Origin of the sequence: Kaistia sp. MMO-174 (assembly GCF_037147815.1) — a bacterium.
In the GTDB taxonomy this organism is placed as follows: domain Bacteria; phylum Pseudomonadota; class Alphaproteobacteria; order Rhizobiales; family Kaistiaceae; genus Kaistia; species Kaistia nematophila.
This window is the reverse complement of record NZ_JBBCUO010000003.1, coordinates 441,427-464,822: the sequence shown is the minus strand read 5'-3', so window position 1 is coordinate 464,822 and position 23,396 is coordinate 441,427. Positions and strand designations below refer to the sequence as shown.

General features: G+C 65.5%; 30 protein-coding genes. 3 read left to right on the top strand and 27 right to left on the bottom strand.

Annotated elements, in window-relative coordinates:
* Positions 1-23: 23 nt before the first annotated feature.
* Positions 24-866, bottom strand: a complete 843-nt coding sequence (locus WFK98_RS14145; RefSeq protein ID WP_336800681.1) for a sugar phosphate isomerase/epimerase family protein — start codon at positions 864-866, stop codon at positions 24-26.
* Positions 867-953: 87 nt separating this feature from the next.
* Entirely contained in the window at positions 954-1,742 is a 789-nt protein-coding gene (locus tag WFK98_RS14140) for a class I SAM-dependent methyltransferase (RefSeq protein WP_336800680.1), read from the bottom strand.
* Between the two features lie 242 nt (positions 1,743-1,984).
* Between WFK98_RS14140 and WFK98_RS14135 the strand changes: the two genes are divergently transcribed.
* The 3 genes from WFK98_RS14135 to WFK98_RS14125 are packed head-to-tail and all read left to right on the top strand — an operon-like array spanning position 1,985 to position 4,203.
* Positions 1,985-2,344, top strand: a complete 360-nt coding sequence (locus tag WFK98_RS14135) for a hypothetical protein (protein ID WP_266338527.1) — start codon at positions 1,985-1,987, stop codon at positions 2,342-2,344.
* 3 nt (positions 2,345-2,347) lie between these two features.
* Positions 2,348-3,418, top strand: a complete 1,071-nt coding sequence (locus WFK98_RS14130; protein WP_336800679.1) for a hypothetical protein — start codon at positions 2,348-2,350, stop codon at positions 3,416-3,418.
* Positions 3,415-4,203: a glycosyltransferase family 2 protein gene (locus WFK98_RS14125; protein WP_336800678.1), complete on the top strand. Its 789-nt coding sequence runs from the start codon at positions 3,415-3,417 to the stop codon at positions 4,201-4,203. The genes WFK98_RS14130 and WFK98_RS14125 overlap by 4 nt, the downstream gene beginning before the upstream one ends.
* A gap of 46 nt (positions 4,204-4,249) precedes the next feature.
* On the opposite strand, the gene WFK98_RS14120 is transcribed toward WFK98_RS14125, so the two are convergent.
* The 25 genes from WFK98_RS14120 to WFK98_RS14000 form a co-directional block, all read right to left on the bottom strand.
* The gene (locus WFK98_RS14120) at positions 4,250-4,693 is read right to left on the bottom strand and encodes a hypothetical protein (RefSeq protein WP_336800677.1); all 444 of its coding nucleotides are present in this window, start codon (positions 4,691-4,693) and stop codon (positions 4,250-4,252) included.
* Entirely contained in the window at positions 4,683-5,495 is an 813-nt protein-coding gene (locus tag WFK98_RS14115; RefSeq protein ID WP_336800676.1) for a DNA adenine methylase, read from the bottom strand. The genes WFK98_RS14120 and WFK98_RS14115 overlap by 11 nt, the downstream gene beginning before the upstream one ends.
* A 143-nt stretch (positions 5,496-5,638) precedes the next feature.
* A complete protein-coding gene (locus tag WFK98_RS14110; RefSeq protein ID WP_336800675.1) occupies positions 5,639-6,727 on the bottom strand; it encodes a phage late control D family protein in 1,089 nt (362 codons plus the stop codon).
* Positions 6,728-6,733: 6 nt separating this feature from the next.
* On the bottom strand, positions 6,734-6,943 hold the full coding sequence (locus WFK98_RS14105) for a tail protein X (protein ID WP_336800674.1): 210 nt from the start codon (positions 6,941-6,943) through the stop codon (positions 6,734-6,736).
* 9 nt (positions 6,944-6,952) lie between these two features.
* Positions 6,953-7,378: a phage tail protein gene (locus WFK98_RS14100; RefSeq protein ID WP_336800673.1), complete on the bottom strand. Its 426-nt coding sequence runs from the start codon at positions 7,376-7,378 to the stop codon at positions 6,953-6,955.
* Positions 7,375-9,408, bottom strand: coding sequence for a hypothetical protein (locus WFK98_RS14095; RefSeq protein WP_336800672.1), 2,034 nt, complete (start codon positions 9,406-9,408; stop codon positions 7,375-7,377). The genes WFK98_RS14100 and WFK98_RS14095 overlap by 4 nt, the downstream gene beginning before the upstream one ends.
* Positions 9,409-9,411: 3 nt before the next feature.
* Entirely contained in the window at positions 9,412-9,543 is a 132-nt protein-coding gene (locus WFK98_RS14090; RefSeq protein WP_336800671.1) for a hypothetical protein, read from the bottom strand.
* On the bottom strand, positions 9,540-9,902 hold the full coding sequence (locus tag WFK98_RS14085) for a phage tail assembly protein (protein ID WP_336800670.1): 363 nt from the start codon (positions 9,900-9,902) through the stop codon (positions 9,540-9,542). Before WFK98_RS14085 ends, WFK98_RS14090 begins: the two co-directional genes overlap by 4 nt.
* A 1-nt stretch (position 9,903) precedes the next feature.
* Positions 9,904-10,428, bottom strand: a complete 525-nt coding sequence (locus tag WFK98_RS14080) for a phage major tail tube protein (RefSeq protein ID WP_336800669.1) — start codon at positions 10,426-10,428, stop codon at positions 9,904-9,906.
* A complete protein-coding gene (locus WFK98_RS14075) occupies positions 10,428-11,657 on the bottom strand; it encodes a phage tail sheath family protein (RefSeq protein WP_336800668.1) in 1,230 nt (409 codons plus the stop codon). The genes WFK98_RS14080 and WFK98_RS14075 overlap by 1 nt, the downstream gene beginning before the upstream one ends.
* Before the next feature lie 136 nt (positions 11,658-11,793).
* Positions 11,794-12,387 (bottom strand): DUF4376 domain-containing protein, encoded by a 594-nt coding sequence (locus WFK98_RS14070; protein WP_336800667.1) that lies wholly within the window; start codon positions 12,385-12,387, stop codon positions 11,794-11,796.
* 5 nt (positions 12,388-12,392) lie between these two features.
* Complete coding sequence (locus tag WFK98_RS14065; protein WP_336800666.1) at positions 12,393-13,073, bottom strand: LamG-like jellyroll fold domain-containing protein; 681 nt, start codon at positions 13,071-13,073, stop codon at positions 12,393-12,395.
* A 29-nt stretch (positions 13,074-13,102) separates the two neighbouring features.
* Positions 13,103-15,322, bottom strand: coding sequence for a hypothetical protein (locus WFK98_RS14060; protein ID WP_336800665.1), 2,220 nt, complete (start codon positions 15,320-15,322; stop codon positions 13,103-13,105).
* A gap of 4 nt (positions 15,323-15,326) precedes the next feature.
* Positions 15,327-15,509, bottom strand: a complete 183-nt coding sequence (locus WFK98_RS14055; RefSeq protein ID WP_336800664.1) for a hypothetical protein — start codon at positions 15,507-15,509, stop codon at positions 15,327-15,329.
* Between the two features lie 14 nt (positions 15,510-15,523).
* Positions 15,524-17,770 carry a hypothetical protein gene (locus tag WFK98_RS14050; protein WP_336800663.1) on the bottom strand — a complete coding sequence of 749 codons (2,247 nt, stop codon included), beginning with the start codon at positions 17,768-17,770 and terminating at the stop codon, positions 15,524-15,526.
* A 4-nt stretch (positions 17,771-17,774) separates the two neighbouring features.
* Positions 17,775-19,058 (bottom strand): phage tail protein I, encoded by a 1,284-nt coding sequence (locus WFK98_RS14045; RefSeq protein WP_336800662.1) that lies wholly within the window; start codon positions 19,056-19,058, stop codon positions 17,775-17,777.
* The gene (locus WFK98_RS14040) at positions 19,055-19,936 is read right to left on the bottom strand and encodes a baseplate assembly protein (protein WP_336800661.1); all 882 of its coding nucleotides are present in this window, start codon (positions 19,934-19,936) and stop codon (positions 19,055-19,057) included. Before WFK98_RS14040 ends, WFK98_RS14045 begins: the two co-directional genes overlap by 4 nt.
* The gene (locus WFK98_RS14035) at positions 19,933-20,340 is read right to left on the bottom strand and encodes a GPW/gp25 family protein (protein WP_336800660.1); all 408 of its coding nucleotides are present in this window, start codon (positions 20,338-20,340) and stop codon (positions 19,933-19,935) included. Before WFK98_RS14035 ends, WFK98_RS14040 begins: the two co-directional genes overlap by 4 nt.
* Positions 20,341-20,349: 9 nt before the next feature.
* Positions 20,350-20,544, bottom strand: coding sequence for a hypothetical protein (locus WFK98_RS14030; RefSeq protein ID WP_336800659.1), 195 nt, complete (start codon positions 20,542-20,544; stop codon positions 20,350-20,352).
* An 11-nt stretch (positions 20,545-20,555) separates the two neighbouring features.
* Positions 20,556-21,104 (bottom strand): phage baseplate protein, encoded by a 549-nt coding sequence (locus WFK98_RS14025; protein WP_336800658.1) that lies wholly within the window; start codon positions 21,102-21,104, stop codon positions 20,556-20,558.
* Complete coding sequence (locus tag WFK98_RS14020) at positions 21,088-21,618, bottom strand: hypothetical protein (RefSeq protein WP_336800657.1); 531 nt, start codon at positions 21,616-21,618, stop codon at positions 21,088-21,090. The genes WFK98_RS14025 and WFK98_RS14020 overlap by 17 nt, the downstream gene beginning before the upstream one ends.
* Positions 21,615-22,109 carry a phage virion morphogenesis protein gene (locus WFK98_RS14015; protein ID WP_336800656.1) on the bottom strand — a complete coding sequence of 165 codons (495 nt, stop codon included), beginning with the start codon at positions 22,107-22,109 and terminating at the stop codon, positions 21,615-21,617. The genes WFK98_RS14020 and WFK98_RS14015 overlap by 4 nt, the downstream gene beginning before the upstream one ends.
* Positions 22,109-22,537: a gp436 family protein gene (locus WFK98_RS14010; protein WP_336800655.1), complete on the bottom strand. Its 429-nt coding sequence runs from the start codon at positions 22,535-22,537 to the stop codon at positions 22,109-22,111. Before WFK98_RS14010 ends, WFK98_RS14015 begins: the two co-directional genes overlap by 1 nt.
* Entirely contained in the window at positions 22,534-22,761 is a 228-nt protein-coding gene (locus WFK98_RS14005) for a hypothetical protein (protein ID WP_336800654.1), read from the bottom strand. The genes WFK98_RS14010 and WFK98_RS14005 overlap by 4 nt, the downstream gene beginning before the upstream one ends.
* Positions 22,762-22,866: 105 nt before the next feature.
* Positions 22,867-23,358, bottom strand: coding sequence for a hypothetical protein (locus WFK98_RS14000; RefSeq protein ID WP_336800653.1), 492 nt, complete (start codon positions 23,356-23,358; stop codon positions 22,867-22,869).
* Between the last annotated feature and the right edge of the window lie 38 nt (positions 23,359-23,396).

Below are 23,396 nucleotides of genomic sequence, written 5' to 3'. Positions count from 1 at the left end.
GAAATGGAGGGGCCGGCGGGTCCTCAGCGCCTGGCCGCGTTCTGCTCCCAAAGTCCCCGCACGAGATCCTTCAGCAGCAGCGCCTCGGCCCAGCGGTCCGACTGGTCGAAGCCGTCGGGGCCGCTGATCGCATAGGGCTTCGGCCCGAGCTCGCAGGTGAACGAGATCGTGTCGTTCGGCCCGGCGCGGCGGCTCCAGCTCTCGAACAGATAGCCCCACCAGGCGAGGAACTGGTCGAGATAGGGCTTGTTGTGCGCAAACGAGATCTCGACCTGCACCTGCTCGGGAGAGGCGACGCGGCCGTGCGCTGCCCAGGAATGGTCGAGCACCTGCCGGATCTGCTCGTCCATCTCCTTTGGCACCGGCGCCTCGGGGAATTCGCGCCCGACCATGAAATGCGAGAGGTCGGCGAGCAGCCGCAATTCCGGCATGGCGTCGAGGATGTCGAGCGTCACCAGCAGGTCGTTGGTGATGCGGCCGCGATGCGTCTCGACATAGACCGGCACGTCGGAATCCTCGGCCATCCGGTTCCAGCCCTCGAGGATGCGCAGGCTTTCGGCGAGCGCGCGCGGGCGGATGTCGGGCTGGATGGTCAGGTGATGGATGCCGTAGTGGTTGGCGAGTTCGAGCGCCGGCTTGAGTTCTTCGATCGAGGTCGGGAAGCACTGGCCCTCGACCTGGATGCCGTTGTCGCTCGCCGCCTGCGCCAGCGGCGCCGCCAGTTCCTTGGTGAAGAACAGATTGGTGACGCCGTCGAAGCCGGCGGCGGCGGCTTCCGCCACCATGTCGGCCAGCGGCAGGTCGGCGTCGCGCCCCTTCAGGCGCTGCATGCCCCAGAGCGATTCGAACACGAGCAGGCGTTGCATGGCGGGCTCCAGGGCCAGATTCGGCTGAGAGAGGTTTTAGCGCCGGTTGCGGATGAGGCGAAGCGCGAACTGTCCGATGGTCCCGCTTTACCGGCCGCGCAGCAGCCGCGCCAGCCGTGATCGCCGCTTCGGCTCGACGGGCTCCAGCTCGCGCGGCGTCCAGTCCTGCCGCTTCGGGACGGCGAAGGCGCGGAAATGGTCCCACTGCCGCTGGTCGTCGGCCTCGCGCTTCCGCAGCACGGCGAAGCGGCCGATCTCTTCGATGAGGTAGTTCGGCTTGTTGGTGGTGATGAAGTTCAGCAGGGTTTCAACGGCGGGATAGGCGATGTCGTCGATAAGGATCCGCCCATCGACCGCAAGCAGCCTGTCCATGTAGAAGAAGTCGACAAGGGCGCCGTCGAAGCGATGGTCGCCGTCGATCATGGCGAGCATGAGCGGCCTGTCCTCGCCGCGCTTCACCATCGCCGGCAGCGCCAGTTCCGACGCCTCCCAGACCCGTTCGAAGTGATCGCCATGCCGGCTTTCGAGGTGGCGGAGCAGCACCAGCCCGGCCCCGTCCGACAACCCGAACGGGTCGATGGAGATGTGCCGATGGTCGGGCATATCGTATTTTGCGGCCAGCATCGACATGGCGGAGGTGCCCATGCCAAAGCCTGTTTCGACCGTGTAGGCGGCTTTCAAAGTACGCGTCAGAAAATAGACCACGCCGACCGAGTCTATATCGATTCCAATATGTGTCAGCGGCTCGCGATGGCCATTCTCGTCTGCAACGAAACCATCCTCCATCATGGATAGGAAGCGGTCGAGTACAGGGTTAGACTTTCGTTCAGATCGGATAAACTCCTTGATGTGATCAGTATTCAGGTCAATTTCCAAGATATATCTCTCGCGCCGTGATTGTTGTGGGATTTTTCCCACATTTTTGTTGAAAACCATCTGTGGTCGTCAAGCCTAACGATCCATCTGTTGCACATTTCCCGGATCGTTTGTTATCGCTATCCGATAACATAACGCAAAGTAAGTATTTGCGAACGACGACGAGGTGCGTGTTGACAGGGACTACCTTTCTGAGTGTTGCGGTCCCCAACTGCGTCGCGGATGACTTCGGCGGCGAGATCGTGGCCCTCAACCTTGATACCGGCTTCTATTTCAGCCTGCGCGACCTGGCCTCGGCGATCTGGCGGGACCTGGCCGCCGGCCATGCGGTCGAAACCGTTCTCGGCGCGCTCGGGGGGCATGACCCCCTCGTGGACGACGCGACCCGCCTGATCGATCGGATCCAGTCCGAGGGATTGATGCAGCTTGCCGATGCGGCCGTGGCTCCGCAGGGCGAGCCGAGCGTCATGGCGTTCGTCGCGAGCGGGACGACCTCGCTCGCCATCGATTCCTATGACGACCTCCGCGACCTGGTCATGACGGATCCGATCCACGAGGTCGTCGAGGAAGTTGGCTGGCCGGTACGGCGCGAGGACGCCTGACCGATGCGGGGCGGCCCTGGAGGGGCGTGCGACCCTGCGGTTGTCGACAACAAGAGCCTGGCCGCGTTCTTCGATACGCTCTTTGAGCGGCTCGACGCGACGCCGGATGACCGGCTGCATGTGGCCGAGGTGACGCTCGGCGGCGTCGGGTTCAAGCTCCGCAGCAGCAATCGCGTCGTGCTCGACCGCTATCGCGACCGTTTGGTGACGCGTGGCGAGCCCATCGGGGAAGCGCGGCGGATCGACATCGTTGCCGCGTCCGAGATGGGCTGGCGCGCGGGCCTCTGGGCGGAACCCGACTGGCAGATGCATCATTTCGACGAGGCTGCCGATGTCGGCGGCTACGTCGCGACCTATCCCTATTTCGACCGGCAATGGATCGTGCGGCAGCGTCGGTCCGGCAATGCCGCCTATTTCCTCGACCATATGGATGATCTGCTGCCATGGGACAGCGGCGCCCCCGTCCGCGTTCCCCTGAACTGGGCGTTGCGGCAGGCGAGGCGTCGGATGATCCATGCCGGCAGCCTCGGCGTCGACGGCCAGGGGGTTCTGGTCGCCGGGCCGGGCGGAGCGGGAAAGTCCGGCACCACGCTCGCCGGCCTCGCGGGCGGGCTGCAGACGGTCGGCGACGACTACATCCTGCTCGATCAGGACGGGCCTCCGACGGTCCTGCCGCTCTATCGCCTGCTGAAGCAGGACGCGGCCGGAATCGCGCGCATTCCCGGTCTCGCGGACCGCCTCGGCGCGCTGTCGCCCAACTGGCAGGGCAAGTTCGAGTTCGATCCCGAGCGGGCCTTTCCGGGATGCATGGCGGATCGGCTGCGGATCGGCGCCATTCTCCTGCCGGTCGTGGCGCGGCAGGAGCGCTCGACGATCGAGGCGGTGCCGCGGGCCGATGCCATCCGCTATCTGACCGATGCCCTGTTCGGGGAGTTCCAGTCCCGTTCGGCCGAGGATCTTCTGTTCCTGACCGGTCTCTCGATGCGGCTGCCGGTCTACCGGCTCCGGCTTTCCGAAGACCCCATCGAGATCGCGGCGACCGTGCGGTCGGTGATCGCGGAGCACGCGCGATGACGTCGGCCAGCGTCGTCATGCCGGCCCGCGATGCGGCGCGCTTCATCCGCCCGGCACTCGACAGCCTCTCCGCCCAGACCTTTGCCGATTTCGAGGTCGTCGTCGTCGACGACGGTTCTCGGGACGATACGGCGCGGATCGTCGCCGATGCCGCGGCGCGGGACGGGCGGATCCGCCTGCTGCCGATCGCGCATGCGGGCGTCGCCGCCGCGCGCAATCACGGCGTTCGCGCGGCGAGGGGCGCGTTCGTCTCGTTCCTCGACGCCGACGATCTGTGGCGACCTGACCGCCTGGCGCGGCACGTCGCGTGGCTGGCGCGGGATCCGTCGACCGACGTGGTCGCCGGCGAGGTGCTCGTCTTCGAGGCGATCGGCGAGATGTTCGAGCCTGTGGCCGGATCGGCGCATGTCCGCCTTCGCAGCGTCAATCTCGGCGCCACGACGATGCGCGCTTCGGTCTTCGGCGCGATCGGTCTGTTCGACGAGGCGATGCGCTTTTCGGAGGACCTGGATTTCCTGCTCCGCCTCCATGAGGGGGGCCTGCGTATCGGGGTCGAGAGCGAGGTGGCCCTGTTCCATCGCCGGCACGAGGCGAACATGACCAACGATGCCGGGGAAAACCGCCGCTTCATCCTGCAGGCGCTGCAGCGTTCCATGGCGCGGCGCCGCGCGAACGGCTATCGGCAGCCGGCGACGGAGTTTCCGCTCCAGACGCCGTTCGACCAGCTGGCCATGTCGCCCGCCGATGTCGGCCGCGGCGTCCCGGGCGGGCGAGCGAACGTGTAGCGCGCAAAATCACTTGGCATTCCGCGCAAGAACAGATGGCACCACTTCAGCTCTCGGCCTCCCATCGTTGATAGCGGCCTCGATGAAGGATCGTTCCAGCCATCGCCGAAAGGCTCTCGAACTTGTTGCCGATCTCGCGCACAGCCCCGATTGTCCAGTCGCGGCTGCCGTGATGTGCGTTGTACCCAAGACGCTGAGTCCCATCTTCGGCGGTGTGCGGATTGCCGTGGACTAGCATGTCCCTTTCACTCACCAGAAGACGATATTCGCTGGCTAGTTTGAGCATGTCGGCCCGATCGAGGTCGTCTCTGGGCAATTGCTCAACTAACTTCTGGAACTCCAGGCCAATCGCTTTCGCGCTCCAGTGGTTGTCCGGAACCTTCTGGTTGAACCCACGCTCAATGGTCTCGCCCAGCCATGCTACAGCGCGCTCCAAGCCAGCGAACTGGTAGACCGCACGGCCGACCTCCCGATAGTAGTCATCCATCATTGCCCCCTTTCCTGATGATCAGTTCCGCCGCCTGAACCGAAGATCGGGCGGCAATAGAATATGCTACCCGAACCTCCTCGATCGAGAAGCCTTCGAAGGCCCTTCGAACTGCCTGCGTATCGTTGATCGACAGGATGAACTGCCCGGCGATCGAGCGGAGCTGGTCAGCCAGCCGCTCGAAGTCGGCCGGGCCGAACACGCCCTTGCCGTAGTCATCCTCGGAGCCCGCATAGGGCGGGTCCAGATAGAACAGCGTCCCCGGCCGATCATATCGCCGGATGAACTCGGCGTAGGGCAGACATTCGATCACTACACCGGCCAGCCGTTCGTGAACTGCCTCCAGGAGCGGCACGAGCTTCGTGACGTCGAACCGGGCCGGCTGCTCGACGGCGACGCCGAACGTTCGACCATTCACCTTCCCGCCAAAGGCTGTCCGCTGCAGGAAGAGGAATCGGGCAGCGCGTTCCAGGTCGGTCAGCGTGGTGGGGTCAGTCTTGGCCAGGCGCTCGAATTCCTTGCGGCTGGTGATCTGGTAGCGGAGCATATCCAGAAACGCGACGTAGTGGCGCTGCAGCACGCGGAAGAACCCGGCAACATCGCCACTGATATCGTTGATGACCTCGGCCTTCGGAGCCCGGCCGCGCCGAAGAAAGACGCCGCCCATACCCACGAACGGCTCGGCGTAGGTCACATGCGGTGCCCCATTGATCAGGGTGATGAGGCGTGCCGCGAGATTGCGTTTGCCGCCGATATAGCCGGCAGCCGGTTTGACCGGGTCCACCAGTCGGAAACCATCTTCCATCTTCGTTTACTCGAATCGGCCACGTTGCCCTGGCTGTGCACAGCAGCGGCGGGCGTGGCGTTGAGTTGATTGGCGTCATGCGGGTTCATGGTTGGCGCCTGTCCCGCAGTTCGGAGCGTTCGCGCGCTCCGGGCCGCCCGCTCCTAGAGGTATTCTTCCCCTGTGAAGCCGTCGGCGAATCCGCCGTCTGAGCCGCCCGCCTGGGCGCCATTGTCGTCCGAGCCGCCGCCGGCGCCCGGCTTCGGGCGGCCTTCCTCGGCCGCCTCAAAGTCGATTGAGTTCTGGTAGCCGTCTCCTCCGAAAAGATGGCTGACCGAGGTTGCGCGCCATTTCCCGCTGGCGCCGTCGCCGAAACCGATCAGCTTGAGGTCGGCCTCAGCCCGAGCGGCAGGCCTGCCCACGGAAAGGGTGAGGCTCCCGGAGCCGGTCGCGCGAGTCAAAGCCGTCAGCTTCGATTGAGCGGCAGCCTGGGCCTCCTCCTTGGTCGCGAACAGGGGGCGCAGCATGCTGAACGGACCTTCACCGCTGTCGGCGCGCTCCTCCATGCGGAGGCCCTTCTCGCGGTCGAGCCAGCCAGCGCGAACGCCGCCAAATTGCGGACGCGGTTTGGCTTCGATCCGCCATTCCGAGCAGTCCGTCTCCCGCACGACAATCGGTGCCAGTCTCTGGCCTGAGGCGGTGGTGCCTCCGCGCTTCACGAAGACCAGACGTCCACCGGCAGGCTTTGCGGTCGCTCCGTATCGATCGGCCAAGCGGGTGACCAGGTCGATTGCCGACTGCTCTACGCGGGCCAGATACGGGATCTTGATCGAGCCCAGCTCCTGATCGATCGCCAAGACGAGGCCATGGCGCTCCGCCAGCTCACTCAGAACGCCGCCCAGCGTCTGGTCGTCCCAGTGTTCCGAAACGGGTTCCTTGAGGTCCTCTCGCAAATCTGCCGGCCGAGCCGTCATGCGAATGTAGCGCCCCTCCGAGGCCGTTCGACCCCGCTCATAGCCAGCGACCTTGAAGTCGCCGAAGCGGGTGACCGCGCGGCCACGAAAGCCGCCGGACGGCGACAGGATTGTTCCCTCGCGAGGCAGAGCGATCGTCGCGGCGGTATCGTCGAACTCAACCTCGAAGCTGTCGGATTCCTGTCCAGCCTCGTCGCGAATGGTCGCGCTCTTCAGCGCCGAATAGAACAACCCATTGACCGGGCGGCCGTCAGCTAGGACTTCGAGGTACGGCTTCATGGCGGATCAGTCCCAGAGATTTCGGGTGGCCTTGGTCGGCGAGTTTGTGATCTCGGGGAGAAGGATGCGGGTTCCCAACGGGATGAATGGCCCCTGGGCGGCCAGGCCTGGATTCTCGTCCAAGACCCGTTCCGTCGTCCCACGGGTTCGCCCGTAGAAGCGGTGACAGACGAGATCCACGGTCATATCTTGGCTGCGGATTTCAACGGTCGGCATGATTTCCTCTCAGAAGAGACCGAACAGACTGGCGCCGGGCCCATCTCCGTAGGGCGCAACGTCGATTTCGTAGTTGAGGATCTCGCCTGCGCCATTGCCGCCGATCGATTCCTGGCGGTCGTGCACCGACAGGATGATCACGCGTCCCCAGACGCGGCCAACTGAGGCAGTGCCGAAGCCTACGAGGGCCACCGGATCCGCCGCCGCCTGCGTAGCGCGGATAGCTTCGAAGGCACTCCGACCGCCAAGCGCTTCCGGGAACAGAACACCGGAGATCCTCAAAATGTCGTCCCCGTATCCAACGAACTGGCGTGCCGGCCGCGCGCCAAGCCTAGGGACGCTCGCCCATATGGCTTCGGTGGTTCGCTCCAGCTCCTGATAGTTGAGGGGCAGCACCTCGAAGACATGGGGACCTAGGGCCATCAAGGCGTTCATGGGGTCACTCCGTCATGCAGAGCACCATCCAGCGACCGGTCCACGGCACGCGCCGTAGCGCGCGCTGCGCCGACAACCGGAGCAGGGATTAAGGGCGCCGCGATGCTCAATGCTGCTTGGACCTGCTGGGCGAGCTTGTGGGCGGCAGCGACCGCGACTGGCGTGGCCTTGACGATGCCCTCGGCCAGATCGTTTGCGAGCTTTTCGCCGGCCGGCCCTGCTGCAGCACCGTCGACCGCGCCACTGAGATCAAGGCCCGGAATGGTCAGGCCGCCGACAGCGCGCTGCTGTTCCCAGGCACGCTGGGCGTTCTGGCGGCGATCCAGCATTTCAGGAGTGAGATCCGAAGTCGCCATACCCGGCGCCGGCGCACCGTCAGGCGAACCGGACAGGCGCGAAACCAGCTCAGTGATCCTCTGCCAGGTACTCTTATCCAGCTCCGTCTGAGGATCGTACCCCGCCGGATATTCGGGATGGGGAAGCTGGTCGAAGCCCCAGTTCATCGCCGCTTTGCCGCCCTGGTAGATACCATACTGGGTAAGAGCAGCGCCGCCCGCCTTGGCAAGAAACCCGAGAAGTCCGCGAATCCCTGTTGCTGCGCCAGCGGCGCCCCCTACCGCGCCTGCGGCACCGGCCGCCGCTCCTGCGCCGCCCGCCGCGCCGGCCCCTGCGATGACGGAACTAGCTGTAGCCGCCGCATAAGCGCCTCTGACCGTCATGGCCAACACCGCCAAAGCTCCGACAAGGGAGACGACTCCGGCCGTGACCGTGACGAGCCAAGGGGCTAGTCCGATGCCGGCGACCAACAGCGCCAGATTTTTCCAGCCGCCGACCCAATCCCTCAAAGAGACGATGCCGTCTGCGATGCCCTGAATGGATCCTCGGACGTCCTCCCACGGAACGGCCTTGATCGCTGCAATGATCCCGTCGACTAGGGAAGTGACAGCGGCCGTGATCTCTGGCCGACGTTGCACCAGGATGGTGCGCACATGCTCGATCAGCCCGGTAAGCGAGGGGATGACCGACTGACCGATCTCGTCGCGAACACCGACCAGGGCCGCTTTCATCCGGTCGATCTCGTCATTGAAGGCAGCCGCCGCCTGGGCGGCCTCGTCGGTCACGTTCCCCATCAGTTCGCGCCCTTCGGCGCGACGCTGCTTGGTTGCTTCCGGACCATCCTGCGCCATCAGGAGCATGTCGTCGGCCTGACCGCCGAACATGGCTTTTGCGGCCGCCTTGCGCTTGGCGATGTTCTTCTCGGACGCGAGCGCAGCGAGCACCATTTCAAGAGCCTTGGCGCTGCCGTCGTCTTGGGTAAGGTCGACCTTCTTCAAGGTCTTCAGCAGCTTGGGATTGTTCTTGCCGAGATAGTTTTGGATAGGTCCGCCGGGCTTGCGGCTCTTGGCCTTGCCCAAGTTCTCCAGCAGCGTCTTCGTTGCCTCGTCCATCGCATCGGGCGAAGCACCGCCGAGCTGAGCGGCATAGCCAAGCTCACGGTAGGTCTGCAGCTTCATCTTAAGGCCGGCAGCGCGTTCCTGCTGGCCATCAATATCGTTGGCGTAGCTCCGAGCGATCGCCACAGCACCGCCGAGGGTGGCAGCGCCGGTAAGGCCTGCCCCCACAGCCGCTTTCCGCCCAATCCGGACAGCGCCCATGCCTGCGCGTGCGTAGAGGCGTCCGAGACCGAGCATGATGTCGTACTGGCCACGAAGGACGCGGCCGACCCTTCCGGCCGCCTGTTCGACTTTCACAAGCGATCGAGCGAAATCCTGCGATCCGCGCGCCGCCTTCTGGATGTCACGGGCCATGCCCCCGCCGGCGGCGCGGCCGGCATCTTTTGCGGCTTTGGCCGCATCTTTCAGATTGTCAGTAAGATCCTTGGCGCCCTTAGCAGCCTTCTCCAAACCCTCGCCGAGCTTGCCGCCTTCAACGCCCTTGCCGACGCCCTTGAGCGCGTCGGCGGCGTCTTTGGCGGGTTTGGTCAGCTTGTCGACGAGGGAGAGGATGACCTGAACGTCGAATGCGGCCATGTCCTATCTCCGTTTCGCCACCAGGTCGGACCACCACTTCAAATCGGCAACGTCGAGCGCGTCGATCTCCGACGGCTGGAAATGCCAGCAATGCGCCATGGCCTCGACCATCAGATCGAGGTCACGGCTACTCACAAAGGGAGGAAATCGACCTCGTTGAGCAGCTCAATGAGCTTGTTCGTGTCGGCAGGATCAAGGGCGTCAATTACCGCTTCGTCGACCCGAGCCAGAACCGCCAACACTGGCACGATATCGTCATAGATCGAGAGATGGTCGAAGGCCGCGGCCTCGTCGTCCTGCGCTTCGGCGTTCTCCGCATTCTCCGCGTTCTCGGCCTTCTCTCCGAGCGCAATGAGCTTGGCGAAGGCTCCGGACCGGTGGAGCTTTCGAATCTCGCCGGTCCTGGGGCGATAGAGTGTGATCGCAACATAGGACTTTCCGCCGACCTCGATCGGCGCCGGCAGCGTGTGGGTGGCGGACGTGAGCTTGGTCATATCAGATGCCCAGATTGCCGTTGCGCGCCGCCGTCACATCGACGCCGTCGATGATCCGGCGGTTGGTGCGGAAATAGAAGCCGTTGATCACGCGACCGTCGAATACGTCGGTATAGGTGTGGATCGAACGGACGCGGTACTGGTAGCCGATGAGGTCGGGGCTCTTGTGCTCCTGACTCTCGACCGAGCTGAGCCGTCCGATGGCCGTGATGACGCGGCGCGTCACGTCGCCGGTGAACTCATCCACCAGGTTCTCATACAGGGTGTAAGTGCGGTACTGCCCCGCATTGAGCCCGAAGAGCGACAGAAGCTGCGGCGACCGGTTGACCAGGTTGAAGCCAATCTCGACGGCATTGATGGCCGACAGAGGAACGGCGAATCCCATGTGGCCGCCGCCCGGCGTGAAGTCACGCGTGCTCTCTTCCAGACTGGGAAGCTGGGCCGTCTCGGCGACGAGCGACTGGGCCACACCATCCGCGAACAGGTTCCATCCGTGCAGGATGGAATTCATTTCCAAGGCTGCCATCACACGACCTGCTGCTGGAGGGCATTGAGGATGTCCTCGGAGAGGACGTCGAAATAGGCGACGTTGCGGCGAGAGCCGAACTGCAGATCCTGCAACGGCGGCGCTTCCTCCATGTCGAACTCGATGCGGAGGATGCCGTTGCGAAGATCCGTGTTGCTGTTCATGTCCCGCAGCCAAAAGGCCCGGCCGCCGAGCACGGCGCCGACGGCGACCAGGCCGTCGATGAACTCGTCGAGCGATTGGATGATCGCGACGGGCAGGTGTTTGCCGAGATTGCGGTCCATCGCCCAGCGGAAGGCGCGAACGATGCTACGCTCGGCCGCATCGCGGGTACGCCGCACGTTGACGAACCGCCAGAGCGGATCCGACGAGAGCGTCTCGTTGCCCCACAGGATCCGGTTGTCGATCACGGTGGCGAGCTTGCGCTCGTTAAGCCAGTTGGCGTCATGGTCGGAGTCGCCGTCATAGTAGGAGACCGGCAAGGCCGTTCCCGCGATGCCACCGACGGCCTGGTTGGACGGCGACCAGTAGGGGCCGCCCTTCTCCTTGTCGCGCTTCACGAAGAGGCCGGCGGCGCGCGCGGCGAGCGGCCGGGCAACGACGCTGCTGGAGGCGGTGTCCCAGACGTTCACCTGCGGCCAGGTAGCGAAGATGCGCTGGCCATCTGTGAAGTCCTCCGCCCAGGCGAAGGCGCCAGCTTTGTCCGTCCCGCCGGCATCGGCGACGACGATGGACTTAAGCCGCTTCGCGATACCTTCGAACTCCGATACGACCGGGTTGGCGGCGTTGGAAATCCGCTGGGTCGTATAGCCCGGCGCGATCAGGAGGCCGGGGTCTTCACCGAATCTCTGGCGGCAGAGCTTGAAGGCGTGGACGCCGGAGAAGTTCGCGCCGCTGCCCACGAAGTTGGAAATGGTCTGTTCAAGCTTGGTTGCCGGCGTCTCGGAGACGCCCTCGGCGACCCGCACGCCATAGACCCGCGCAACAATGCCTTGGTCGTCGAGCGCATCGAAGATGTCGCCGCCGGTGCCGCCGGCGCCGAGGGCGGTCCGCTTGATCGAGTCATTGGAGAAAAGATCGACGGGTTCGTTGAGCGGCCAGACATCGTCGTCGGCGGCCGGCGCGGTGAAGATCGCCGCGATCGAGGTGCTGTTGTCGAGGTCGACGCCGCGCGGTGTCTCGCCAGCGTCGAAGATCCGGATACCGTGATTGTAGGGCGCCGTCGCCATGGCTTGACCTCCGATGAAGTGGAGGTCAGGCTAAGTTTCACGCTTGGGTGCAGCATTGCGGACCGGTGTCCGCAGCGGTGAACTTCTCGTTTTTGACGATGACGCTAGCCTACATTCGAAGTGGCAAAGCGCAAGGTCACCCCGGCCAGTAACCATCCTCAACATAGTCAGCCGGAATCGGCGCAGCATCCTTCAGGGCGCGGGCGGCGAAGATGTGCTGGCTGACCCAGAGCTTCGCCGCGTCGGCGAAGGCCGCCATGGTCTGGGCGTCCATGGGGGTGATCGAATTGTCGGTGGCGATCCATCCGAAGTCGTTGTTGGCGTCGGCCCAGCGCAGGTTTCCGGGCATGGCGCCGCCGAGCTGGGCAAAGCGGGCATCGGTGCCCATCGCAATGATCCGGCTGATGCTCTTGTCGTCGACCTGGTAGGCGACGCCGGCGAAGGTGAAGTCGAACTCGGTCCGGCGATCGCGCTCGGCATCCACCTCTTCCGGGCTGATGGGAACGTCTTCCAGCGTGTGGACATAGCGCATGACGCCATCGACCCACTGCGGCGCCGTGCCGAGCACGCGCTTTCCCTGGGGGACCGGATCCGCCGGCAGCGGCCGATAGAGCCCGATTGCCGCGAGCTGCGCCCCCGTCCAGAGGTCGGCGATGGTCGGCGGATAAAGGACGCCGTCGATGCGTTCGCCCTGCCAGGGAACGAGGGATGCGAAATAGAGCGGCGACATGGTTCCTACCTGTTCGGAAAGGGCAATGCGGGGGGAGCGAAATTCGACGTGTATCGAGCCCGGCCGACCGTCACGCGGACTTCGTCGATATTGCCGTTCAGCTTCAGCTTCGCGTCGCCATTGTTGGCGTTGTAGAACTTGCCGAGCGTGACCTGGCCGTTGCCGATGGCCGTCGCGAAGCTGTAGTTCGCGCCGATCTGGACGCCGTCGACGAACATGCGGCACGTACTGCCGGCACGGGCGATGGCGACATGCTTCCAGGCGTTCTGGCTGTTCGCACTGTCGGTCCAGCGGATCGAGCCGTTGACCTGACCGCAGATCGCATAGCCGCCGGTATGCAGGATGCAGGGCCCGGTGGTCGCGGAGGCGCTGCGCAGGTCGAAGATGCACCAGTCGCCGGTTCCCACGGTGCCCCGGATGTTGACGAAGCATTCCATGGTGAAGTCGGCGGGGAGCGCCAAGGCGGCGTTGGCGGCCGACTGCGCGTAGCAGTTGGCGGCGCCCGTTACGTCGAGGCTGGCGGCGCCGAACTTCGCCTTGGCAGTGGTGATCTTGGCCACGCCTGAGACGGGCACCGAGAGACCCGTCTTGCTGCTGTCGACGATCGAGGTCGAGTTGTTGGCGCCCTCCATGTGGGCCAGATAGGCCACCTTGGAGAAGAAGGGGTCGTTGTCACTGACCCCCATTCGCATGTTGCCCGAAAAGCCCGGAAGCATCACTTCCAGTCCTTCGTCGGCCCGATCAGCACCTGGCTGGACGAGACGTAGGTGTAGAACAGGAAGTCGATCGCATTGGCAGCGGTCGACAGCTCAATACCGGCGCCGCCCTGCGTCATGATATTCGCGGCCAGGCCGAGGGTCTTGCTCCCGACGTTGTCCTGGACGCATGCGATCCACCCGCTCTTGCCGGCTGGGACCGTGCCGGTTGGAAACTGGAGCACGGCCGCTGCTGTCATGGGCAGCGTGAAGTTGATGCCGGCTTCGAGATTCCAGGCGACGATGCCGCTCGAAATCGAAAGAGCCGCCGGCGTCAGAGCCGCCGAAAGACTGGCCGTCGAGATCAGCTTGTTGCTGGTGAGAGCCTGATACTCGGCGCCAGTCGCCAGCGCGGCCGCCGCCATCTTCGCGAACGTCACCTGGGCGTCGCTGATGTCGGCGGTGGCGATCGCCGACTTCAGCGCCAGCGATCCGAGCGACAACATGGTGCGGACCTGCGCCGGCGTCAGATCCTGCGGATCGCCGGCGGCGATGGCGCCCTTCAGCGTGTTCGCCGCCATGTTGGCGAGCTTGGCATTGGTGGCGGCGTCATCGTCGAGGACGCCGGTCCCGATGGTCGAGAGCAACGCCAGAGCGCCGAGCTGGAGCGTCGATCGCGCCGCCGCCGCGTTGGCATCGTCCAGCAAGGTCATGATGAAGGGCGACACGGCCGACGCCGGCAGCTTCGAGCCGATGGCGGCCGTGACCGTGGTCGCGAAGTTCGGGTCGTTGCCAAGCGCGGCGGCCAGCTCCTCGAAGGTATCGAGCGCGGCGCCGGCGCCGGCGGTCAGCTGGTTGCGCAGCTGGTCGAGCATCTTCTTGACGACATAGACGCTGGGCGCCCGGCCGACCTCGATGCCGGCAAGGCCCTCCGCCTCCGTCGCCAGCCGGACGCGGCCGGGAACCGTCTCGGTGGCCGTCGGCACCTGCGCCGCGATCGCCTGAGCGGTGCGGAGCGCGTTCATCGGCTTGTTGGCGTCGGTGCCGGCCTCCGCTTCGGCCTGGCTCGGCTTGACCAGGCTGAATGTCGGGTTGCCGGCAACACCGTCGCCGTTCGCCACCGCGATTTCGTTCGCGGTGCCAGCAAGGCTGCGGGCGGCGGCCGTGCCGGTGCCCGTCTTGGCAAGGATGCCATTGACGGCCAAAGCCGCTACGGAGCTGAGCAGCGCGGAAATCGCCTGCTTTTCGTTGTCGAGTTCGACGAGCGCAGCCTGCACGCGGTTGGCGCCAATGTTGCCCGCCGGCGTGAAGACGATCTCACCGGCGTGGTAGTCACCGTCCTGCGCGGTGACGGCGCCAGCGCGGCCTTCGAACGAGACGACGGTGCCGTCGCTCGGCACCTGGCGCGAGCGCCAGGCCGTCCCAGTCCACCAGCGCCAGTCGCCCTCGCCCCCAAAGGACGCCGTATTCAGGTACCAGTCGCCGAGCTCAAGCACACTGCCGTCCAGGCGCGTCGCCGGGTTGGTGGCGTGCGCGCCCTGATAGCGCTTCATGAAGGCTTCGGCCTGGTCGCGCGCCTGCTCGACAGCGGCGAGATGGAGCGCGGCGGCCTCCTGAGCCTCCTGCGCATCCGTCTTCGCCCGCACGGATTCGTCGGCCGCCGTCACGGATTCATCGCGGTTGGTCACCGCCACGCCGGCGGCCTCTGCCGCCTGCTGCGCCATGGCGGTCGCGATCTGCGCCTCGGACAAGGTGCTGACCGAGTTGGCGACGGAAATCGTCCAACCGGTGTGGAAGCCGCTGCCTTCCGCCTGTTCCGCGAGGAAGGTCAGGGCACCGGTCTCGGGATTGTAGCCCTGCGTCCGGCCGAGCATGGCGATCGAGGGGTCGGACGTCTTCCAGACCGAGAGGTGCGCGGCCGGCGCAAACTGTGCCCGGTCCTGCGCCCGGATCTCGAAGATCTTGGTGCCGATCGAGGCCTCGATGTCGCTGTCGCTCTCGGCCGTCAGGATCGCGCCGAGATTGGCGCGGCTCTCGATCGCCGCAAGCACGGGATCGAGAGCCTCAGCGACGCGGGCAAGGCCGGCCTCGCGAAGCTTGGCCGCCTCGGTCGACCAATCCTTGGCCGTGTCCTCGACGTCGGCAACGCGCACATCGATGTCCTGAAAGCGGTCGTTCAGGAACGCTTCGTCGATGAGCTGTCCCGTCCGGACCCGGTATTTGTCGAACCGACGCGCCACGCTTCTACTCCTCGAGCAGTTCGATCTCGGCCACGGCATCGCCGAGGTCGAGGGCGACGGCGCCCTTCACCTCGTAGCTGTTGGCCGGCCGGAAGGTCGTCCGGCCGCGCGGCGTCACACGGTTGACCGTGAGGCGGTAGCGCTTGTCCGGATCGATGGCGAAGGCATTGCTGGGCTTCTTGGCCATTGGTTGGGCTCCGATCAGAAGGCGATGTCGACGCGCTCGTTGACGAGATAGACGTCGAGCGCAGTGGTGGTGGTGCCGGCGATGACGATCACGTAGGAGCTGGTCGGCGCGGCCAGGTTGAAGATGAAGCGCTTCATGACCGTCTTCGGGTCGCCAGGATCGGCGGCGATCGTCTCGGTCACGTCGGGCGTCTCGATCGTCGAGCCGATCTTCAGGGTCGGCGTGATGGCGTGCTTGGCCGGATCCCAGCCCTGCAGCAGCAGATCGAGCCGCACCTCGGACGTCGGCGCCGCGAGCGTCCGGAGCGTCGAGAAGTGCTTGAAGGTCGTGCGCGGCCGCGAGACACGGACGCGAGATCCGGAGATCTTCACGCCGGCCATGATGTCGGTCGTGCCGACGAAAGCCACGCGGAACGGCAAGAGCGGCGGCAGGCCGACGAGCGCCTTGGTGTCGACATCCGACAGCGGACGCCAGACGCCGGCCACCTGGACCTCAAAGGTGACGGCCGTCGACTTCGGCGCCACCATGCCGGCGATCAGGTCGATCGCCGCGATGCCGCCGGAAAGCGACAGCGGGTTCAGCTCGACCACGACACGGGACTGACGGAACTGCGCGAAATAGACCTTCATCATGAGGTCTTTCGTCAGATCGCCGTCGTAGTAGGCGCCGTCCGTCGTATAGCCGAACGTGCCCTGGACATAGGCACCGCCGGTGGCCACGCCGAGGAAGTGATTGCCGCCGGTGGTGATCAGCCAGGAATAGCGCTTGCCGGCCTGCAGGAAGGTGGCGGAGATCTCGATGAAGGTCTCGGCCGGGAACAGCTTGAGGCTGCCGCGATCGATGGTGACGGTGGCGATGACCTTCTCGCGGTCGGGCGTGCCGGACGCGGTCAGCTCGCAGAGCGCAACATGGACGTTGCCCGAGCCGGCGAGCTTCGGGAAGAACAGGCCGACGCCTTTGCACCAGCCGTCCTGGCTGTTCAGGAAGGACTGCCAGCACTGCGAGCCGTTGACGGTGTGGTCGATGGTGACGGCGTCCCAATAGGGCTCGTCATAGGTGTCGACGAAGATCTGCTGCAGACGGATGGTGTTGTGCTTGCCGCCGGTGTCCTGCGGATTGAGGACGGTGAACACCTCGGTCCCGACCTTGAAGGTGTTGGTCACGCTGTCGTAACGGCCGGACTTCCACCAGTTGGCGTTCGTGCAGACCACGAACTCCGCACCATAGCGGATGCGCTGGCGCGACATCGTCCGCTCGACCATCTCGAAGGTCTGGTACTGGTACTGCGCGATCGAGACCTCGCCGGCATAGTCCAGCACCTGCAGGCGCGGCACCAGGTCGAAGGCGGGCAGCAGCACGCCATTGTCGACCTTGGACTTCTGATCCAGCGGGTTGAAGACGGTGAGCTGGGCGTCACCCATCGCCTCCGGGGCGAAGCGAATGCCTTCCTCGGTCTTGGCGAGATATTCCGGATTGGTGGTTTCGGTCTCGTCCGTGTCGAGGAAGCGATCGGCGCCGTACTGCGCATAATCATCCGGGAGGCCGTTCACCTCCTTGAGACGGGCGACGTCGCCGGCGATGTCGAGCAGGATGTTGCCAGGCGCGGCCAGCCGGATCTGCGAGGCCAGCGCCGAGATGTCGGAGGCGATGGTGGCGATGCGCGGCTCGACCTGACCGCGCCAACTCTCCAGGCCGGTGACGCGGCTGGCGACGGCCGCGACCTGCGGCAGCCGGTTGGCCTCGACCATCGTGATCTCTTCGATACCGGTGGTGCCGAGGCGCACATGGGCGATGGCGAGATAGTTCGCCTCGATCGGCGCCGGCTGCGGATCGGCGCTCTCGATGCCTGGCAGCAGGTTGATGTTGGCATAGAGGCTGCGCTGCATGGCAACGGCCTGGGGCTCGGTGACGCCGGTCTCGATATTGACCAGGAAGTCGCGCGGCTGGACATCAGTCTCGTTGGTCGAGCCCCAGGCGATGACCGTCACCACGCGCTTCGCGGCCACCGGCAGGTAGTCGAAGACGGAGAGCGTCACCTCGTCCTGGCGCAGATGAATCGCGCCGTCCGAGACCAGGCGGCCGGGCGCCACGGAAAGCTCCGTCGCCGACTTTTCGGAGACGGTGAAGCCGGCGAAGGCGCGGCCGGAGACGATCGCGTCGCGGACGAGATCGTCGAACGTGCCCTTCACATAGTCCTGCACGCTATTGAAATCGCCGGCCTGCGTTTCCTGGCGGTTCCGGAAGATGACTTGCTGACGCATGGAATTAACCCCTTACGAATTCGCCGACCCGGACCTGACCGACGAAGAGGTCGTTTCCGAGCGTAGGCGGGCGGCTGATCTTGGTGTTGACGAGGATGGTGTCGCGGGCGGCCTTGGAGGCCACGATGGCGCGGTAGACCTTGGCCTCCTTCTCGCGGTCGCCCGCGTAGAGGAAGCCGGTCATGTACTGGTTCTGAATGATGCGCGGCCGCCGGCCACGGATGGCGATGTCCAGCTCGGCGGTGAAAGCGTCCATGCCGAAGCGATCGGCATTGAGGAAGGTGAAGGCCTTGCGCCGGGCGATCGCCCGCGTCGTGTCATGCAGGCGGATCGACTGGTAGATCGAGACGTCGGCGCGGGTCTCGACAAAGAAGCGGCCGGCGAAACGGCCGCAGAAAGCGCCCCACCGGTTCTCTCCCGGAACCCGGATGGTCTCCGGCTCGACCGAGATCGGCATCAGCCCGCCGCGCACGGCGACGGGCGTGGGCGTCTCCGCCGGCACGATGCTGAGCGAGACGACGCGCTCGGCCGCCACGGCCTGGCCGAGCCAGCGCTGGAAGCGCGGCGCGTCGGTGAAGTAGCCGCCGGCGGCACGGCCGGGGATGACCAGGCGCTCGAACGCGTCGATCGGTGCGCCATTCTCGTCCTGGCGGATCTCGGCGACGGCGAGCGGGATCGACACGCCGCCGTCAACATAGAGACCACGGCGTCCGAAGCGCTCGCGCGCCTGCAGATCGGCCGGAAAGCTGACCGCGCCGCCGGCGTCGGCCAGGAAGGCATTGCGACGATACGGGCCCGGCTGGATCGGACCGGGGAAAAAGGCGCGTCCCGCATGGCCGCGCTGGACCACGGACGTGATCCGGATCTCAGGAAAGTTCGCCAGGAAGGCGCGGCGCTCGGCCGGCGTCAGCGTCTGACCGAGGAAGAGCTTCGCCGGCGGCAACACGGCCCGCACGACTTCACCGCCGGCGAGCCGGACGTGGCGGCGGATGCCTTCGAGCGTGCCTTTGATCCGGTGCAGCGGGATCGCGTTGCGAACGACGGAGCGCTTGACCTCCTCCGGCCACGCCTCGTCCCAGACGTCGACCGAGAACGCCCAGGCAAGGAACGGCAGCAAGGCGATGGGGCAGCGATCGGCATTCCAGAGATCGCCGATCGGCACCTGCAGCGCCGACGACAGCATGCCGCCGACCAGCGACAGCTCGTAGCGGGTCGCATTGTTCGGCAGCATGGCGCGAGCCGATGCTTCAAGCATCGCGAGCTGATCGGCGGTGAGCGCTACCGTCATTCCACCAGCTCCGTCGTCACGTCGACCGTATCGAGACGGGGCGCCTGGTCGAGCCCCACGGTCAGATCCTGCGACCACTGCAGCAGCCGGACGCGCTGCACGCCGGGGACGGAAAGCGAAGCATGCAGGCCGGAGACGGCGACGAAAGCGCCGACCCGCTGGCGGGACGCCGCATAGGCCCGGAGCGAGGCAACGGCCTGCTGGCGGATCAGCGCCGGATCCGGGCCGCGCGCGATCTCCAGCGTCGCCGCGACCGAATAGGGCACCATGCCGACCGCGCGAACCACCACGGCATCGGTAAGCGGCTTGATGTCGTCGCGCGTGAGGCGGGCGCGGACGCTGTCGACCGTCGTCGATGTCGGCTCGCCGGTCGCGCCGGCCATGATGATGACGTGGACCTCACCGGGACGCGGCACGATCAGCCCGATGTCGCTGATGGCGGGATCCGCAGCCAGCGCATGGAAGATATAGGCGCCGCGCGTGCCGGTCGTCGCCATGGCCTCCGGCGCGAGCTGGACGCGAGTGCGGAAGCGCGCGTCATCTTCCAGAACGGCGGGCGCCGTGCTGGTGGCGGGGACCAGGACGACGCGCTCGACGCCATAGTGGGCGGCCAGCTGGTCGAGGTCGCTGCCTCGCGCGAAGGCCAGCATCACGGAACGCGCGGCGTCGTTGACGCGGGCGCGATCCTTCAGGCGCTCCCAGCCGAAAGCCTGACCGGCGATCATCGCCGGATCGGTTTCGAGAGCGCCGACGTCGTAGTCGGGCATCAGCCCTTCGAAGGCGCTTCGAAACGCTCCGAACAGTGTCTCGAAATCCAGCGTCTCGATGACGGCCGGTGCCGGGAGGCTGGAAAGCTCGATGGTGTCGAAGCGGCTCATGCAGCCTCGCTCAGAATGACGAAGCCGTTGTCGTTGGCGGTTGCCGTCACAAGCGTGCTCTGCGGCTCGGAAAGCGAGTAGTCGCTCAGATGCCCACGCGGATAGAACACGCCAGAAAGGACGAACTTGAAGACGCCGTCCCGACCGCCCGTTTCGAGATTGATAGTTTGCAGCCGGAAGCCGGGCTCCCACTTCGCCAGAGCGTCAGCAATGGCCACGTAGAGCTCAAGCAGGATACGGCGGGAAGCATTCGCGTCCTGAAGCTTGGGAACAAGGCTGCCGAAGGTGCGGCGCATCAACCGGCTTTCCAAGCGGGTCGAGATGATGACACCGATGCTCTGAACACAGTGCGCCCAGCCGACGATCACCTTGCCCGTGTTTCGATTGATGCCGGTTCGCGCCATTTCGAACGCCTACTTCCCAGCGCTTCGAGCGGGCTTCGAAGACGGCTCGACGGGCACCTTTTCGTCAGCCGGCCGGATCGACTCGAGCAGCAGCTCGTATCGCGCCTGGGCCTCCGTCAGCGAGATGGGCTGTCCGGCAGTGACGCGCTTGCCGGCGACATGGGAGCCGGCCTTGTCCGTGACGATGTAGTCGGTCTTTTCCATAGCTTTCTCCTTCAGACCAAGACGCCGTCGGCGCCTTCGTTGTTCGTGTCGCCATCGGTGTCCTTGCTGCCTTCGAAGACGACCTTGCGGGTTCCGTTGTTCAGCTTCGTCTTGCCATCGGTGACGATCTCCTCGCCCTGCAGGAGGATGTGCTTGCCCTTCAGGACGATGTTGTCGCCATCGAGCGTGACGGACGACTTGCCGTTGGTGATGACTGCCGCGCTGTCCTGGTCGGTCGGGCGAGGCGCGTCTTCGGCGTAGGAGTCGCGGACGGCGATTGACGCAGATCCGAGTTCGCCGGTCGGCGAAAACACCCGCATGGGCTCGCCGATACCGATCGGAAAATGGGTAGAGATCCCGCCGAACTTTGCACCGGCCGCCTCCTGAACCTGCAGCCAGGGTGACAGGAACTTCTTCCCCTCCGCGTTCTGACCAAACTCGATCCGAACGCGCTTGCCTTCGACGGCCGCGACCCGGCCAGTCATTTGGCTGGTGGCGAAGCGCCGGCTCAGGTCTTCGAGATCCTTGCGGACGGAGCGCAGTTCACGGGCCAGGCGCATCGTCACCTCCGTTCTGCTCTTCGCCGAAGATGAACAGCTGGGTCGGCGGCTCGGGATCATTGTCGAAGACGCCTTCGCCGATGCGATGCAGCTTCTGTTCCCACTGAACCGCCAGTAGAGCGACACCCTTGTCGTCCGATAGGGCCGAGGTGAGCGGTTCCAGGCGCACCTTCATCGGCACACCCAGCCCCTGGAGGCCCCAAAATTGCGCCTTGCCATCCGCCAGGACCGCGATGGCCTCACCGATCGACCACGCTTGATGTTCCCGTTCGGCCTTCTTGCCCTTCGTGACCACAAAGGCGGCAACCCTGGCGAGCGCCGATGGCGCGCTGTCGGAGCCGCGATCGACGTTGGCGCCGAGAACGCCCACGACGACGAAGGCGCCGCGACCGGTGACACGGGCGAGATCATCCAGGTTGAAACGGCCGAGCTGCCACGTTGCCTCGGTGACCGACGGGACGCCTGTCTTGATCGTGGCGGCCACAGCAGTGGCGAATGTGACGACGCGGCTCACGGTGTCGCTCCCTCGCCGGCGACAAGGGCGAGGAAATCGAGAACCGTCGCCTCGATCTCCTCCTGGTCCTCGCCGGAGACGCCGAGGTAGGGCCGCGCGGGAATAGTCACCTTCTTGCTGAAGACGAGTTGGCTGCCGACCACGAAGCGGAGAGCCTGGGCATTCTTCGGAACGATCGTGCCGCCGAGCTGGTGAATGCGCGCATAGACCAATCCGCTACCGACCGCGACCTGGTTCCCCTCGATCGCGTAGTCGATCGAGTTGGCCAGCGTACCTTCCTTGAGGAGGATGGAGGTGCCGGCGCGGTTCGGCGTCCACGGCTGCCCGTCTGGGCCGGTCTTGGTCTCACGGATGCGCCGGCGGGTTTGCTCCTGCACCAGGCGGCCGAGGCCGTCGAGCAGCTCCGAGCGTTCCAGCGACGCGAGATGCTCGATCGGCCCGGCCGCCGTCGCAAGACCGACAATATCGACTGTAATTGCCGCGCCGGCCATCAGTAGTTCCTCCGGGGGCGTCCGAAGACAGCCGCGCCCGTCGGGCCACCGGCGCCGCTCTCGGCGTTGGACGGTTGAGTCTGGCCGAGGCCCGCCTTGCCCGCCGCGACATCGCGCAGCCAGGCGATCGCGCGCTCGTAGCGTTTCGTGATCTCGTCAGTCAGGCGATCGTGCGTGTTGCAGAGCGTGTAGACGACGATGTCGACGGAAACCGACACCAGAAAATCCGGGATCGCGCCGAGCGGCAGCGCATAGCGGACGCCGAGATAGGAATCGATGTGGGAAGCCGCCTGGTTGGCTGCAGCCTCGATCGCGGCGTTGGCGACCTGATCCGGATCGGTCGCATCGTCTTCGTGATCGGGCAGGATCGTCGTCAAGAACGGCAGGCCATAGAGCTGCTCGATGTCGGCACGGCTCGAATAGCTCATTTCGACACCATGACGGTGGAGGCAGCTTGGCCAGCCCAGAACACGGTCTCCTGCAGACGACGCTTGGCCAGCGTCCCCGCTGCCTTGTCTGGCAAGGCGTCGAGAATGTCCCACAGCCCCTCGGCAGCGAAGGTGATGACCTGCAGCGGGTCGCACTGCGCAGCCGACAGTTCTCCAGGAAACCCGGCTGGCAGTTCTTTTGAGAAGGGGTTGCCGGTGGTCATGACTGCCTCGTCGGTAGAGGGGGCTCCCGGCCGACCAGTGGGGCGGTCGGCCGGGAGTGTCTCGCCGCACGGATCGCAAGAGCGAGCCGCCGTACGGTCGAGTATTCAGAACGGGTTCGAAGCCGGACGCTGTTCGCGTTGGGTCGAAAGACGATGGTCCCCTTCGATCGCGTCGATCTCCTCCTGGCGGAGGATCGAGATCGGCAGCACCTGCGGCTCGGGGCCGAAACGCAGGCCGGCGCGACGGGCACCCTTGGCAGGGCCGGTGACGACCAGGACGTCGATCAGATCGACGATGTCACCTGCAGCCGCGCCGCGTGCGGAGATGTCATGGCTGACAGTCAGGTCAGCCTGGTCGTCGTCAGCCGACCGAATATCCGCCGTGCCTTCGGCAGTCTCCGACGCCGGCTCGGACTCTGCGACCGTCGAAGCGGTCACTGCGCTGTCGACTGCGTCCTGCATGGCAGCACCATCGCCGACGCCGCTTTCGGCCGAGCCCACATCGGTCGGCGTTGTGGCCTTCGAAGGTTGGTCAGTGCCCTGATCCGGCTTCGCGGTTTTTGCGGCCTTGGTCTGTGCGATGCGTCTGGTCGTCATGATGGATCCCCAATGCGCGGTTTACCGTCGGCCCCGGT